16 protein-coding genes are annotated in these 14,906 nt (G+C 36.2%); 14 read left to right on the plus strand and 2 right to left on the minus strand.

The genetic code is table 11. The features are described 5' to 3' along the window. Positions 1–40: 40 nt before the first annotated feature. Together AC3EMB_RS08710 and AC3EMB_RS08715 are read right to left on the minus strand one after the other, a co-directional pair. Entirely contained in the window at positions 41–841 is an 801-nt protein-coding gene (locus AC3EMB_RS08710) for a flagellin N-terminal helical domain-containing protein (RefSeq protein ID WP_488517625.1), read from the minus strand. A gap of 258 nt (positions 842–1,099) precedes the next feature. Beyond that, positions 1,100–2,443: a flagellin N-terminal helical domain-containing protein gene (locus AC3EMB_RS08715; RefSeq protein ID WP_088114221.1), complete on the minus strand. Its 1,344-nt coding sequence runs from the start codon at positions 2,441–2,443 to the stop codon at positions 1,100–1,102. Between the two features lie 257 nt (positions 2,444–2,700). Between AC3EMB_RS08715 and AC3EMB_RS08720 the strand changes: the two genes are divergently transcribed. From AC3EMB_RS08720 to AC3EMB_RS08785, 14 genes are all read left to right on the plus strand, one after another. Then, the gene (locus AC3EMB_RS08720; RefSeq protein ID WP_488517626.1) at positions 2,701–3,486 is read left to right on the plus strand and encodes a transglycosylase SLT domain-containing protein; all 786 of its coding nucleotides are present in this window, start codon (positions 2,701–2,703) and stop codon (positions 3,484–3,486) included. 62 nt (positions 3,487–3,548) lie between these two features. Further along, on the plus strand, positions 3,549–3,773 hold the full coding sequence (locus AC3EMB_RS08725; protein WP_000775712.1) for a flagellar motor switch protein FliN: 225 nt from the start codon (positions 3,549–3,551) through the stop codon (positions 3,771–3,773). A 14-nt stretch (positions 3,774–3,787) separates the two neighbouring features. Then, the gene (fliM, locus tag AC3EMB_RS08730) at positions 3,788–4,774 is read left to right on the plus strand and encodes a flagellar motor switch protein FliM (RefSeq protein ID WP_000012361.1); all 987 of its coding nucleotides are present in this window, start codon (positions 3,788–3,790) and stop codon (positions 4,772–4,774) included. Positions 4,775–4,784: 10 nt separating this feature from the next. Continuing rightward, positions 4,785–5,144: a flagellar motor switch protein FliN gene (gene fliN, locus AC3EMB_RS08735; RefSeq protein WP_000680010.1), complete on the plus strand. Its 360-nt coding sequence runs from the start codon at positions 4,785–4,787 to the stop codon at positions 5,142–5,144. 12 nt (positions 5,145–5,156) lie between these two features. Next, complete coding sequence (locus tag AC3EMB_RS08740; RefSeq protein WP_000121178.1) at positions 5,157–5,477, plus strand: hypothetical protein; 321 nt, start codon at positions 5,157–5,159, stop codon at positions 5,475–5,477. Continuing rightward, positions 5,474–6,232, plus strand: coding sequence for a flagellar type III secretion system pore protein FliP (locus tag AC3EMB_RS08745; protein ID WP_001220582.1), 759 nt, complete (start codon positions 5,474–5,476; stop codon positions 6,230–6,232). Before AC3EMB_RS08740 ends, AC3EMB_RS08745 begins: the two co-directional genes overlap by 4 nt. A gap of 33 nt (positions 6,233–6,265) precedes the next feature. Beyond that, positions 6,266–6,541: a flagellar biosynthetic protein FliQ gene (locus AC3EMB_RS08750; protein ID WP_001098080.1), complete on the plus strand. Its 276-nt coding sequence runs from the start codon at positions 6,266–6,268 to the stop codon at positions 6,539–6,541. A 15-nt stretch (positions 6,542–6,556) separates the two neighbouring features. Then, the gene (locus AC3EMB_RS08755) at positions 6,557–7,318 is read left to right on the plus strand and encodes a flagellar biosynthetic protein FliR (RefSeq protein WP_001055718.1); all 762 of its coding nucleotides are present in this window, start codon (positions 6,557–6,559) and stop codon (positions 7,316–7,318) included. Positions 7,319–7,328: 10 nt separating this feature from the next. Then, positions 7,329–8,375: a flagellar type III secretion system protein FlhB gene (gene flhB / locus AC3EMB_RS08760; RefSeq protein WP_001040119.1), complete on the plus strand. Its 1,047-nt coding sequence runs from the start codon at positions 7,329–7,331 to the stop codon at positions 8,373–8,375. A gap of 23 nt (positions 8,376–8,398) precedes the next feature. Then, positions 8,399–10,465 carry a flagellar biosynthesis protein FlhA gene (gene flhA, locus AC3EMB_RS08765; RefSeq protein ID WP_029441911.1) on the plus strand — a complete coding sequence of 689 codons (2,067 nt, stop codon included), beginning with the start codon at positions 8,399–8,401 and terminating at the stop codon, positions 10,463–10,465. A 14-nt stretch (positions 10,466–10,479) separates the two neighbouring features. Continuing rightward, positions 10,480–11,790, plus strand: a complete 1,311-nt coding sequence (gene flhF / locus AC3EMB_RS08770; protein WP_000446182.1) for a flagellar biosynthesis GTPase FlhF — start codon at positions 10,480–10,482, stop codon at positions 11,788–11,790. Between the two features lie 42 nt (positions 11,791–11,832). Next, positions 11,833–12,606 (plus strand): flagellar basal-body rod protein FlgG, encoded by a 774-nt coding sequence (locus tag AC3EMB_RS08775; RefSeq protein WP_001013934.1) that lies wholly within the window; start codon positions 11,833–11,835, stop codon positions 12,604–12,606. 153 nt (positions 12,607–12,759) lie between these two features. Next, complete coding sequence (locus AC3EMB_RS08780; RefSeq protein WP_488517627.1) at positions 12,760–14,058, plus strand: NtaA/DmoA family FMN-dependent monooxygenase; 1,299 nt, start codon at positions 12,760–12,762, stop codon at positions 14,056–14,058. Positions 14,059–14,192: 134 nt separating this feature from the next. After that, positions 14,193–14,903: an alanyl-tRNA editing protein gene (locus AC3EMB_RS08785; protein WP_029441915.1), complete on the plus strand. Its 711-nt coding sequence runs from the start codon at positions 14,193–14,195 to the stop codon at positions 14,901–14,903. Positions 14,904–14,906 lie beyond the last annotated feature (3 nt).

Below are 14,906 nucleotides of genomic sequence, written 5' to 3' on the forward strand. Positions count from 1 at the left end.
TATTTTGTATGGAATCGTTCCAAAGATGGAAGATGAACTTTTACGATTGTAGTAGTTTAGAAACCATTTGCGGTATTTGATTTGCTTGTGAAACCATACTAAGTGCAACTTCAGTTAATAATTTAAACTTTAAAAAATCACTCATTTCCTGCGCCATATCTGCATCTTCAATTCGAGATGCAGCATCTGTTAACGCCATACTTTGGCTATTTAAATTTTCAATATTGAACTGTAAACGATTTATCATAGAGCCAAGATCGGCACGATGAAGTAATACATTTTGTAAAGCCTCTTCAATTTTAAGAATTGCCGCTCTTGCTTCTTGTTCTGTTGAAATCTTGATGTCATGTTGTGTAGGGGAAGGGGGAATATGTTTCGTCATATTTATTGTATGACCGATATCGTCTAATGTAACAGGGCGGTTTTGACCGTCAAATACGGATAAATCATTAAATTCAGTCGTCTCGCCAATATAGCCAATTTGTTCTGTTAAAGACTGAAACTCTTTATTCAGCGAATGACGGTTTTTATTTGAATTTGTACCGTTCGCAGATTGAACGGCTAAATCACGCATACGCTGTATAATATTCGTCACAGTTTGAAGGGCAGATTCCGCCGTACGAAGCATCGATATCGCATCCTCATTATTACGAATCGCCACTCGCATACCACTCGCTCTCGCATGCATACGAGTCACAATCGCAACATTAGCGGGATTATCAGAAGCGTTGTTCAACTTCTTACCAGTCGCCAAATGCTCCATTGCCACATTCATACGTTTCTCATTCTCATACAATGACTGCCTAGCATTCATACTTAAAATGTTTGTACCAATACGCATAATAGAAACTCCTTATAGATTGATATAGTTAGTATCTTTTAATCTAATAAACAGTTATGGAAGGATAGAGGGGCTTATGCTTATTTACTGTTTGTATTTTAACATAAGAGGGGATCAAGATAAGCACTGATCGCTTCTAAGGATCGCGGATACTCTCTTCCACATAAAAAAGAAAGTTTTATAAATAATCTATCTATATAGAAAAAATAAACCTCTCCGCAAGCAGAGAGGTTTATTCAGGAAACTAACTCAAATGGCTTATTGTAATAATTTAGAAACCATTTGTGGAGTTTGGTTTGCTTGAGAAAGCATGCTGATACCAGCTTCGTTTAAAATTTTGAACTTAGTCATTTCAGACATTTCTTTCGCCATGTCAGCGTCTTCTACTTGAGAAGCTGCTGATGCCATGCTTGATGCTTGGCTCTTTAGGTTATTTACGTTAAAGTCTAGACGGTTTAATGTAGCACCTAAAGTTGCACGGTTGTCAGCAATATTTTTAATTGCTGCATCAATAGCTCTAATAGCTTGTAGTGGGTTTGCTGCCGAATCATCTGCTGATTTAGCTACAGATAAATCAACTGCTGGGAATTTTGAGGCAATATCACTACCTTGTTTACCAGAAGCAGAACCAGCTGTTGTTTCCGTTCCATCGAACGCTTTAAATGCTGCCTCTAATGCTGTTCGATCAGATCCTTGTAAGTAATCTTTGATTTTATCAAAGTGTTCTTTAGCAGCAGCAACTTCTTTACCTGTTGAATCTGCTTTTAGTCCTTTAATTGCATCTTTAGCTGCAGTGTATACATCTTCAGAAACCTTTGCCATACTAAAGTTAGTAATAGTTTTGTATGCATTTGAGATTTCTAGTGCTTTAGCACCTTTGTCTCCAGATGCAGCGTTATCATAATCTTCAAAGGCTTTTGCAAGTACTTGTGCATCAGCATTGCTTAAGCCATCTTTAATTTGATCAAATGATTTTTTTGCAGCAGCAACAGCATTATCATCTGATGATGTTCCTAATGTTTTAATAGTTGCATCAGCATTCTCTTTAGTTGCCTGTGTAATCTTACCTGATCCAATATTTAATGTATCAATACCTAATGCTTTAGTAGAAGCACTACCTAATTCAATGCCAATTTGTCTTGAACCATCTTCAGAGTCAAGAGTTTGGATATTAATTGTTTTGTTAGAACCATCTAATAGGTTTTTATCGTTAAATTGTGTATTGCTTGAAATATAATCGATTTGTTTTTGTAATTCTGCAAATTCTTTTTGTAGTGCAACTTGGTTTTTATTTGTATTTGTTCCGTTTGCAGATTGGTTTGCAAGGTCACGCATACGAAGTAAGATGTTAGATACAGAGTTTAAAGCTGAGTCAGCCGTACGGATTAATGACATACCATCTTGTGTGTTGTTAGCAGCTACGTTTAGACCACTTTCACGTGAACGCATACGAGTTGCGATTGCAAGACCTGCTGCATCGTCAGAAGCGTTGTTGATACGTTTACCGCTTGATAAACGATCCATAGAGTTGCTCATTTTAGCTTGGTTTTGGCGCATGTACTCTTGAGTACGCATGCTGTTAATGTTTGTATTAATTCTCATGTTAAGAAACCCCCATTTTTTTATATTGACTTTTCTGCAAATTGAAAAACGGTAATATGCGAAAAAATCAATTTCGAGATTTATTGTAATCCTTGCTACAACGGGTGTCAACTAAAAATTCGAATTAATAAATATAAAAAAATAACAGTTTAACAATATATTCATTTTTTTATTACATAATTATTAAAAGGATTATTGCAAACTTTAAAAAAAAACTCTAATATTAGATTATCTTTGTTTACCGAAAAGGTGATATTATGATAGTTGGAAATATAGTAAAAGAAGTGCTTGCATATAAGAAAGGGCAAATTCAGCAAAAGCTAAGTAGTCCACAAGCATTCGTTAGTAGTCGTTTTCAAGAGAAGTTGCAGAGTGAGCCTGCGAAGGAGACGAAAGAAACTACGCAGCCGGCAAAAGTAGAAGATATGAGTCAGCCGGTACAATCTACGAAAATAGAAGCGGTTGTTAATAAACCGACAGAATCTATTAATAAAGTAGAGGAAGCGAGTAAGCCTGAAGAAAAGGCTGAAACGAAGAAAGCAGATGAAGTGCAAGTTGCGCAAAAAGAGTTTGAACGACGTTTCCTAGAAACGAAAAATGAGGCTGTTGATACGTGGGAATTAACGAAGAAGTATAATATTCAAAAAATACGTTCTTCCAATGAAGGGAAGTATGAGGATATTATTGATCGTGTAAGTCGTACATACGGAATTCCGAAAACGTTAATTCAAAAAATGATTGAAGTAGAGTCTAATTTTAATCCGAAAACGGTGTCACATGCCGGTGCGATGGGACTTATGCAGCTTATGCCAGCGAATGTGAAGGAGATGGGTGTGAAGAATCCCTTTTCACCAGCTGAAAGTATTGAAGGTGGCGTGAAAGAGTTAAGCGGTTATTTAAAGAAAAATAATGGCGACTTAGTATTGGCGCTTGCTTCTTACAATGCTGGTCCTGGGAATGTGAGAAAGTACGGAGGCGTGCCGCCATTTAAAGAAACGCAAGGATATATTAAAAAAATATTAAATATCGACGTTTCAAAATAAGAAGTTTCATATATAGAGAGAACATGAAATTTTCGTGAACATGATATGGGAGTTGGCTAGATTTGAAATTACAAGATGATATTCCGTTAACAATTTATTTTGAAATCGGAAATACGAAAAAGAAAATTGAAGATCTGCTTCATATTACGAAAGGTACATTGTATCGTCTTGAAAATTCAACGAAAAATACGGTGCGTCTTATGCTTGAGAATGAAGAGATTGGAACCGGAAAGATTTTGACGAAGAATGGGAAGATGTACGTTGAAATCGTTGAATTGAAAAGGTAGGGAAGGGGATTGTCATGAGTGGCGAAAAATTAAGCCAAGAGCAAATTGATGCCCTGCTGAAGGCGGTAAATGAAGGCGAGGAAATGCCAGCTTTCGCACAAGAAGCAGGAAAGCAAGAGAAATTTCAAGAGTATGATTTTAATAGACCAGAGAAGTTCGGTGTTGAGCATTTACGTAGTTTGCAAGCAATTGCTTCTACATTTGGAAAACAGACGTCACAGACGTTATCAGCGCGTATGCGTATTCCAATTGAACTAGAGCCTTCAACAGTTGAGCAAGTTCCATTTACGAGTGAGTATGTGGAGAAAATGCCGAAAGATTATTATTTATATTGTGTAATTGATCTCGGTTTACCAGAGCTTGGAGAAATTGTTATTGAGATTGATTTAGCATTCGTTATTTATATTCATGAATGTTGGCTTGGCGGAGATAGTAAGCGTAACTTTACGATGCGCAGACCGTTAACAGCATTTGAGTTTTTAACGCTTGATAATATATTCTTGCTTCTTTGTAAAAATTTAGAGCAATCATTTGAAAGTGTTGTTGCGATTGAACCGAAATTTGTAACGACGGAAACAGATCCGAATGCATTAAAGATTACGACAGCGAGCGATATCATTTCATTACTTAATGTAAATATGAAAACAGATTTTTGGAATACGACGGTGCGTATCGGGATTCCGTTCTTATCTGTTGAAGAAATTATGGATAAGTTAACGTCTGAAAATATTGTCGAACATTCTTCGGATAAACGTAGGAAGTATACGTCTGAAGTGGAAGTGAAAGTAAATCAAGTGTACAAACCTGTTCACGTTGCGATTGGTGAGCAGAAAATGACAATGAGTGAGATTGAACAAATTGAAGAAGGCGATATTATTCCGCTTCATACGAAAGTTTCGGATGAATTACTTGGTTATGTAGATGGAAAGCATAAATTTAATTGTTTTATTGGAAAAGACGGAACGCGTAAGGCGCTCCTATTTAAAAGTTTTGTAGAGTAGGAGGATCCATATGAAGCATGAAGTATCTCCTGTGTCATTAATGGGATTAGAAGATTTTGCAGGAAAGCGAAATGAAGCAGGCAAAGCACATATTGATACTGTTTCAGATATTTCGATTGAACTTGGTGTAAAGCTTGGAAAGTCATCTATTACGCTCGGTGATGTAAAGCAGTTAAAAGTTGGCGATGTTCTGGAAGTAGAGAAAAACTTAGGACATAAAGTAGATGTGTATTTAAGTAATATGAAAGTCGGCATCGGTGAAGCAATCGTAATGGACGAGAAATTTGGTATTATCATTTCTGAAATTGAAGCTGATAAGAAACAAGCGGCGCTTATGAAAGCGCAAAGTCAAATGCAAGATAAAGAGTAAAGGAGGAGTCATATGTCGTATATGACGACCTTATTTCAAGTCGTTTTACTGTTTGGTGCGCTCGGTTACGGTGCATATTATATGACAAAAAAGACGCGCAAACAGCAGTTTTTTAAGCAGGGTGAAAATGGCCATATTCAAGTAAAAGACGGCGTGTATTTAAATCATCAAACGAGTGCCTTTTTATTTGAAGTGGACGGAAAGCAAGTGTTCACTGTTATTAGTAATAACGGTGTACAGTCTGTGCAATTAACCGGAACAGGAAATCAGTTTCAACAAGCACTAGAAGACGCGGTGAAGACTGAAACGAAAAAAGTAGAGGATCCATCATGAGAATAAAGAAACAGTTATCATTATTAGCCGTTATTTTCGTATTTTCTATCGTTTTTTCAATTATTTTTGTAAATCCAGCGTATGCGGCCCCGAACGGTTTTATTAATTTCGAAAATGGAAAAGAGTTTACGAGTAATTCAAGTGTACAACTATTTGCGCTCGTTACCCTTTTATCATTATCTTCTTCTATCGTTCTATTATTTACACATTTTACTTATTTTATGATCGTTCTTGGGATTACACGTCAAGGACTTGGGGTAATGAATTTACCACCAAACCAAGTGCTTGTTGGACTTGCATTATTTTTATCACTCTTTACGATGCAGCCTGTACTCGGGCAACTGAAGAGCGATGTGTGGGATCCGATGACGAAAGAGAAAATAACAGTAAGCCAAGCTGCGGAAACGACAGCTCCTATTATGAAAGAATATATGTCAAAGCATACGTATAAGCATGATTTGAAAATGATGCTGAAAGTACGCGGAGAAGAGTTGCCGAAAGATTTGAAAGATCTTTCCTTATTTACACTCGTACCATCCTTTACGTTAACGCAAATTCAAAAAGGGTTACTTACAGGGATGTTCATTTATTTAGCGTTTGTATTTATAGATTTGATTATTAGTACACTTTTAATGTACCTCGGGATGATGATGGTACCGCCGATGATTTTAAGTTTACCGTTTAAAATACTCGTTTTCGTATATTTAGGTGGATATACAAAAATTGTCGATATTATGTTTAAGACGGTCGCCTGAAGCGTTTGATGCTATGTGATAGGAGTCATATAAATGAATACGTCACCAATTATAGATATTTTCCAAACCTTTTTTTATAAAGGGGTTATGATTTTAATGCCGATTGCCGTTGTAAGTCTGATTGTCGTTATTATTATCGCGGTTATTATGGCAATGATGCAAATTCAAGAGCAAACGCTGACGTTTTTACCGAAAATGGCGAGTATTGTGCTCGTTATTATCATTTTAGGTCCGTGGATGTTCCAAGAGTTAACGATGCTTATTTTAGATTTATTTGATAAAATCCCATCGCTATTGCGTTCGTACTAAGATAGGTGAACTGAAATGAATATGGAATTATGGGCGGCAACGTTTTTTGCGTTTTGTCGCATTACTTCATTTTTATATTTTTTACCGTTTTTCTCAGGCCGATCCATTCCAGCAATGGCGAAGGTTACAGTTGGACTTGCTCTTTCAATTACAGTGGCCGATCAAGTGGATGTCTCTCACATCAAGACAGTTTGGGACGTTGCAGCTTATGCAGGAACGCAAATTGTAATTGGATTATCACTTTCAAAAATTGTAGAAATGCTGTGGAACATTCCGAAAATGGCAGGGCATATTTTAGATTTTGATATCGGTTTATCACAAGCAAGTTTGTTTGATGTAAATGCAGGCTCACAGTCTACTTTACTATCAACCATTTTTGATATATTTTTTCTCATTATTTTTATTTCACTTGGCGGCATTAACTATTTCGTTGCCACTATTTTAAAGTCGTTTCAATATACAGAGGCGATTTCAAAATTGTTGACGACTAGTTTTTTAGATAGTCTACTCGCAACGTTATTATTTGCGATCACATCAGCGGTTGAAATTGCTCTGCCGCTTATGGGAAGTTTATTCATCATTAACTTTGTTCTAATTTTAATTGCAAAAAATGCTCCGCAATTAAACGTTTTTATGAATGCATACGTAATTAAAATTACATGTGGTATTTTGTTTATTGCAATGAGTGTACCGATGCTCGGTTATGTGTTTAAAAATATGACGGATGTATTACTTGAAGAATATACGAAACTATTTAACTTTTTCTTAACGAAGTAGGGGGACGCGCATGGCAAAGGATAATAAAACAGAAAAGGCCACCCCGCAGAAGCGTAAAAAATCGCGTGAAGAAGGGAATATTGCCCGGAGTAAAGATTTAAATAATTTATTTTCCATTCTCGTATTAGCAGTTGTCGTTTATTTCTTCGGAGATTGGCTAGGTTATGAGATTGCAAATTCCGTAGCGGTGCTGTTTGATCAAATTGGAAAAAATACAGATTCAACCGAGTATTTTTATTTAATGGGGATTTTATTACTGAAAGTATCGGCTCCGATATTAATACTCGTATATGCTTTTCATTTATTCAATTATATGATTCAAGTCGGCTTCCTATTTTCTTCTAAAGTCATTAAACCGAAAGCGTCACGTATCAATCCGAAAAACTATTTTACGAGATTGTTTAGTCGTAAAAGTTTAGTAGATATTTTGAAATCACTGTTTTATATGGGATTAATCGGTTACGTTTCGTACGTTCTTTTTAAAAAGAATTTAGAGAAAATCGTCAGTATGATTGGATTTAACTGGACTGCGTCACTTACTGAAATTATTAGGCAAATTAAATTTATCTTCTTAGCAATTTTAATTATTTTAATCGTTCTTTCTATTATCGATTTCATTTATCAAAAATGGGAGTATGAACAAGATATTAAGATGAAAAAAGAAGAAGTGAAACAAGAGCATAAAGATAATGAAGGGGACCCGCAAGTAAAGGGGAAACGAAAAAACTTTATGCATGCGATCTTGCAAGGGACAATCGCGAAGAAGATGGATGGTGCAACGTTTATTGTAAACAACCCGACGCATATTTCAGTGGTGCTTCGGTACAATAAACAAGTTGATGCGGCGCCTATTGTCGTTGCAAAAGGGGAAGATGAGCTCGCATTATATATACGAACGCTTGCCCGTGAACATGAAATACCAATGGTGGAAAACCGTCCGCTTGCTCGTTCTTTATATTATCAAGTCGAGGAAGATGAGACAATTCCTGAAGATTTATACGTAGCTGTAATTGAAGTTATGCGCTATTTAATTCAAACGAATGAACTTGAAGTATAATAGCGCGTTTGGAGGGGATCTCTTTGTTTAAGATGGATTCTGCAAGAACCTATTTTTCTATCTTTTTAGCAGCGTCATTCGTTGTGGCGCTCTTAATTCCACTTCCACCATTTATACTTGATATCGTTATCGTTTTTCTACTAAGTATGTCAGTGCTTATTTATATGCGAGCGACAAGTATTAACGAGTGGGATGAGTTAAAGTCATTTCCGACGATGTTGTTATTAATCGGGATTTTCCGCGTATCGATTAACGTTTCGACGACGCGAGCGATTTTAACAGACGGAAATGCGGGTCATGTTATTGAAGAGTTTGGCCAGTTCGTAATTGGCGGGAACTTATTAATTGGTATCGTTATTTTTATAGTTTTAATCATATTCCAGTTTATCGTTGCAAACGGTGCATCTCGTACAGCTGAAGTAGCAGCTCGTTTTACACTTGATTCTTTACCAGGGAAACAAATGTCTATCGATGCGGATTTAAACCAGCGTATTATTTCAGAAAAAGATGCACAAGCAAAACGTAAAAAATTAAATATGGAAACAGAGTTTTACGGAGCGATGGATGGTGCCGGGAAGTTCATTAAAGGGGACGTTATTTTCGGGATTGTCATTTTATTCGTAAACATTATTTTTGGTTTAATTGTCGGAATGATGCAGCAAGGAATGAGCTTTGCAGATGCAGCTCTTCATTATACACAGTTAACTGTCGGTGACGGAATCGTAAACCAAATCGGTTCATTAATGCTTGCAATTTCAACAGGTATTATCGTAACGCGTGTATTTGACGGCTCACCGGATACAGTAACAGAAGGTATCTTTAAAGAGTTATTAGCGCATGAAGTCGTTGTATATGCACTAGGTGGTTTATTTATCGCAATGGGTATTTTTACTCCGCTACCGTTTCTACCATTCGCACTCGTTGGTGGAACGATTATCTTCTTAGGCATTCGTAATAAAAATCGAATAAAGAAAGAAAAAGAAGACGAGCTTCAAAAAGAATTAGAAATGATTCAAGGCGAAGATGAGCAATTACAACAAGTGGAAGATTCATTCGGAGTATTTACGGATAAATATCCGATTATTGTAGAACTCGGTTTAGATTTAGCAGCACTTGTAAAGCAGAAAATTAACGGGGAAACAGCTCGTGATAAAGTTGTTCTTATGCGGAAGTCGATTATTACTGACCTCGGTATTAACGTTCCTGGAATTAACTTTAAAGATAATACGAGCTTTAGACCACGTGGTCGTTACATTATTCGTATTAAAGGTGCGAAGGCGGCTGAAGGTGTTTTAAAATCAGGTTATTTATTAGCACTAAAAACACCGAACGTAATGGCTGATTTAGATGCAGAACCAGCGAAAGATCCAATTTTCGGCGAAGATGGATATTGGATTTTAGAGCATATGGTGCAAGATGCACAAATGAAAGGCTATCAAGTGTTAGAGCCACTTAGCATATTAATTACACATTTAGATGTTGTCGTAAGGCGTAATCTGCATGAATTAATTCAGCGCCAACATGTAAAAGACTTAATTAACTCGCTTGAAAATGATAATGGCGTTCTATTAGAAGAGATTAAGAAGAAAGAAATTGATTTATCACTCGTTCAAAATGTTATTAAACAACTTCTAAAAGAAGGTATTTCTATTCGTGATTTACCAACAATTATTGAAGGTATTATTGACGGAAAAGAAGTGTATCAAAATCACGTTGATGGTGTGACATCATTTGTTCGTGAATGTATTTCAAAAGTTATTTGTGAAAATGCGAAAAATCCGGACGGAAAAATTTATGCAGCGCTCTTCTCTGATTCAATTGAGTTAGATGCGGATGTTGTGAATAATTCATATCAAGGTTACTTGTTAAACTGGGATTTAGATTTAGAAACACGTGTCGTTGAGCAAGTGCAGCGCGTCTTTAAGCAAGCACGTTTAATGGGAAGAGAACCAGTGTTATTAACACGTAGAAAAGATTTTAGATTTGCAATTGTAAGACTGCTAGAACGTTATCAAGTAGAAGCACAAGTACTTTGTATTAGCGAATTAGCACCAGAAATTGTTGTGGATCAAATTGCCTATATTGAATAGTAGGGGGTGAAGTAATGGAAAGTACAGAAAAGAAAGAAGCGTTAATGCGAATAAAAGCAGCTTCGAAAAATGAATTGTATCGAAAGTTATTTGACCAATATGGTACAGATTATTATTACGTTGTCGATGAAAGTGTAAAACGAAATATACCGTTTTTTTGGAAAAAGGATTATGAAATGTTAGTTGCTTTTCCAGAAGAAAAACAGGAAGAAGTGAATGAAGGTACAGCTCAATTTCATGAACAGTTAATGGATGTTGTGAATGATCCTTCAGAACAAATTGTGAAGGCGAATGGAATTCAATCAGTACTGCACAATTTAGAAAACGTAACGACTTCTATGTCATACGCGGCAATGCAAACAGGAAATAGTGAAGAATGGGCAAGAAAAAAAGAAAAACTATTAAAGCTGTTTGAAAAAGGAATTGTCGTGGTGAAACAGACGAAAGAAACGGAAGTACCGAAAAAGAAAAAAGTTGTGAAACAAGTCGTTCCGGTAAAGAAAGAAGAAGTAGTTCCAAAGAAAGAAAGTCAAGAATCTGTACCGTTTATTATTCAAAAGGTAATTCGGATGCTAGAACAAAACGATGTGGAACAATATTTCATTTATGCATATGCTGAAAAGTTAAAAATAAAGTTTGAAAATGCAACGATGATTACGGAAGAAGAAGTTATTAGGTACATATTGGAAGATATGAAATCTCATTTCAATACGGAAAACGTCTTTGAAAAAGAAGTACAAACAATTGCATTAATCGGTCCAACTGGTGTTGGTAAAACGACGACGCTTGCGAAAATGGCATGGCAATTTCACGGTAAGAACAAAACAGTTGGTTTTATAACGACAGATCATTCGCGCATAGGGACAGTGCAGCAATTGCAAGATAACGTAAAGACAATTGGATCGGAAGTAATTGCTGTGCGTGATGAAGCTGCAATGACAAGAGCGCTTACGTATTTTAAAGAAGAAGCGCGCGTCGATTATATTTTAATTGATACAGCCGGAAAAAATTATCGTACGACAGAAACAGTAGAAGAAATGATTGAAACGATGGGACAAGTAGAGCCAGATTATATTTGTTTAACGTTATCAGCTTCGATGAAAAGTAAAGATATGATTGAAATCATTACAAACTTTAAAGATATTCATATAGATGGTATTGTGTTTACAAAATTTGATGAAACAGCAAGTAGTGGTGAATTGTTGAAAATTCCAGCAGTATCATCAGCTCCTATCGTATTAATGACAGATGGCCAAGACATAAGGAAAAATATACATATCGCTACAGCTGAACATTTAGCGAAACAAATGTTACAAACATCGTAGAAAAGAGGTGAAGAATAAGGCGCTTGCCTTATTCAAACGAATATGAACGGTCTTTATATAGGTTCTATGGGTATGATGAACTACATGCAGCGAATTAATGTTCATTCGAATAACGTTGCAAATGCTCAAACGACAGGATTTAAAGCAGAAAATATGACGTCTAAAGTATTTGATGTACAAGACACATATCGCCGCGGAGATGGGGCGGTAACAAATATCGGTTCGGTCGATTATGCTGTAGTACCAGCTGCAACACATGTGAATTTAGTACAAGGAAATATACAAATGACAAATAGCGCTACAGATTTCTTTTTAGATGACGGCGCAGCCGGCACAACATCATTTTTCGTTACTTCTAAAAATGATGAAACGTTTTTAACGAGAGATGGTAGTTTCACATTAAATAGTGATCGTTATTTACAAACATCTTCAGGTGCTTTCGTAATGGGAGAGAATAATGAGCGTATTCGTATTCCGGAAGGAGCAAAGGTTGCTGTACAAGCAGACGGTACATTATATGATGAAGTAACACAAAATAATATTGCTCGTTTGCAAACAAAAACAGTAGATGCAGAAACGAATGCTCGTCTCGTACAACGTGAAAATAAAAGCTTTACACTAGCAGAAGGAAACATTGCTAATTTACCGAACGGAACAGGAATAGTAAAAAATCATATGCTAGAAAATTCAAATGTAGATATGACGAAAGAGATGGCCGATCTTATGACGGATCAAAAGATGATTCAAGCATCACAGCGCGTTATGACGTCATTTGATAAAATTTATGAAAAAGAAGCGAATGAAATATTGAGATAAAGGACTTCCAAAAGTGGGAGTCTTTTTTGTTATTGCTTTTATTACAGTTACATCATAAAAAGATAATGATTATCAATATCATTTTATCTATTTTCATAATGACAGCAATATTTGTTTAACTAAGTGAATTAAAAACAAGGGGATGGTGTATATATGTCTACAAAGAATCAACTTTGCATTGGATTATGTTTAATTTCTAGAAAGAAAGAACAAGAGAATGAGTTTAATTCCGGAATTGATGAACAAGTAGAGTTGGCACTACAGGCAGAAAAGGCTAAGTTAGATTTTGTTTTTAAAGCCGATTATTTAGTGGCGCACCCAGATTTAATTGCTCGTAATAAAGGGAATGTCATTTTAGACCCGACGTTACTGTTTACTGCTATTGCTTATGCGACAGAAAAAATTGGAGTCGTTACAACTGCTTCAACTTCGTTTTATCCACCATATATATTAGCAAGGCAATTACAATCGTTACACTGGATTAGTAACGGCCGAGTAGGGTGGAATATTGTTACATCCATTGACGGTGCTGAAAACTTTGGTGAGGAAGGGATGCCATCGTCTGAGGAACGATACGCGGAAGCGTCAGAATGTACAGAGTTAGTAAGAAAACTTTGGAGGAGTCACCCTAATGAAGTATTGAAAGTAGATAATCCTGATGTTATTAGAGAGATGGTAAAGCCTATTGAGCATAATGGTGAGTACTTTAAGGTAAAAGGTCCACTTAATATTCCGCAGCATATATCAGGAGAAATGCCATTATTTCAAGCCGGTGCTTCAGAGTCTGGTCGGAATTTTGCTGCTTCTGTTGCTGATGCAATTTTTGCTGCAACGCCAGATGTAGAGTCAGGTATTGAACTTCGTCAAGATTTAAGAAGAAGAGCAGAAAAACATGGCCGAAAGCAAGATGCTATACGCGTATTACCTGGATTATATTTCTTTATAGGTGATACATATGAAGAGGCGTTAGAAATGCATAGGCAAGCTTATCAACATCTCACAAAAGAGAAGAGATATACGTTACTTGAAATGGTTCTCGGATTAGATGCGAGAGGGATTCCGCTAGGAAGTAAAATTACGGAAGAGATGCTGCCAAGTCGGGATCAAACTGTACGTAGTAAAACTCATGCCGAGTTATTACGGAACTTCATTATTAAAAATGAACCAACAGTTGAACAAATACTAGAACGACCAGAAGTTGTTGGATCGGCTCATTGGGTTGCGGTTGGTACACCAAAAGACGTTGCGAAGCAAATTATGGATAGGTTTGAGGCAGGGGCGTTAGATGGATTTATTGCTATTCCAGGAGGACCTCCAAAGTCACTAAATCTATTCTTTAGTGAAGTCATCCCTTTATTTGTGAAGGCGGGTGTATTTAGGGAAGAGTATACAGGTTCTACTTTACGGGAGCATTTGGCGGGGAACATATTAAATACTTTACAGTTAAAATAATAGCATGTAGAAAAAAGCCTTATTGTAAAAGGCTTTTTTTGTTTGAAATTAAAAATTCTGAAATATAAGTTGACTGTATGAATGTTATTTTTTATATTAGTAGGTATAACTATAACTACTAAAGAGGTGAGAGTATGACAACGGCATTATATTTAGAAGATGCATACAAAACGAGTTGCGAAACAGAAGTGATAAAAGTAGAAGGGAATAAAGTATTTCTAAAAGAAACAGTTTTTTATCCAACTGGTGGAGGGCAGGAATGTGATACGGGTGTCATTGTACAAGATGGGTCTGTATTTGAAGTTGAAAAAGTAAAGAGGGAGCAGGGAGAAATAGTTCACTATATAAAAGGTGAAGCTCAAGTAAAATTAGGTCCAGTTAAATTAGAGATGAATTGGGAAAGACGTCATAATTTAATGCGTCATCACTCTTTGCTGCATCTTATCGGAGCTGTTGTTTATGAAAAGTATGGAGCACTATGCACCGGAAACCAAATTTACCCTGATAAAGCACGTATCGATTTTAATGAGTTACAAGAGTTATCGAGCGTGGAAGTAGAAGAAATTGTTGAGGAAGTGAATAAACTTATTGAGCAAAATAAAGAAATTTCCACTCGCTATATGAGCCGCGAAGAAGCAGAAAATGCTGTAGGAATGATTAAAACAGCAATAAATCTCCTGCCAACTACTATCCAAGAAATCCGCATTGTTACAATTGAAAATTTAGACGAACAAGCTTGTGGAGGCACACATGTGAAAAATACAAGTGAAATAGGAACACTTGTTATTGATAAAGTAAAAAGTAAAGGGAAGCAAAATCGTCGTTTTGAAGTAAGGGCGATTTAGATT

Source organism: Bacillus sp. LQ16 (genome assembly GCF_057784645.1).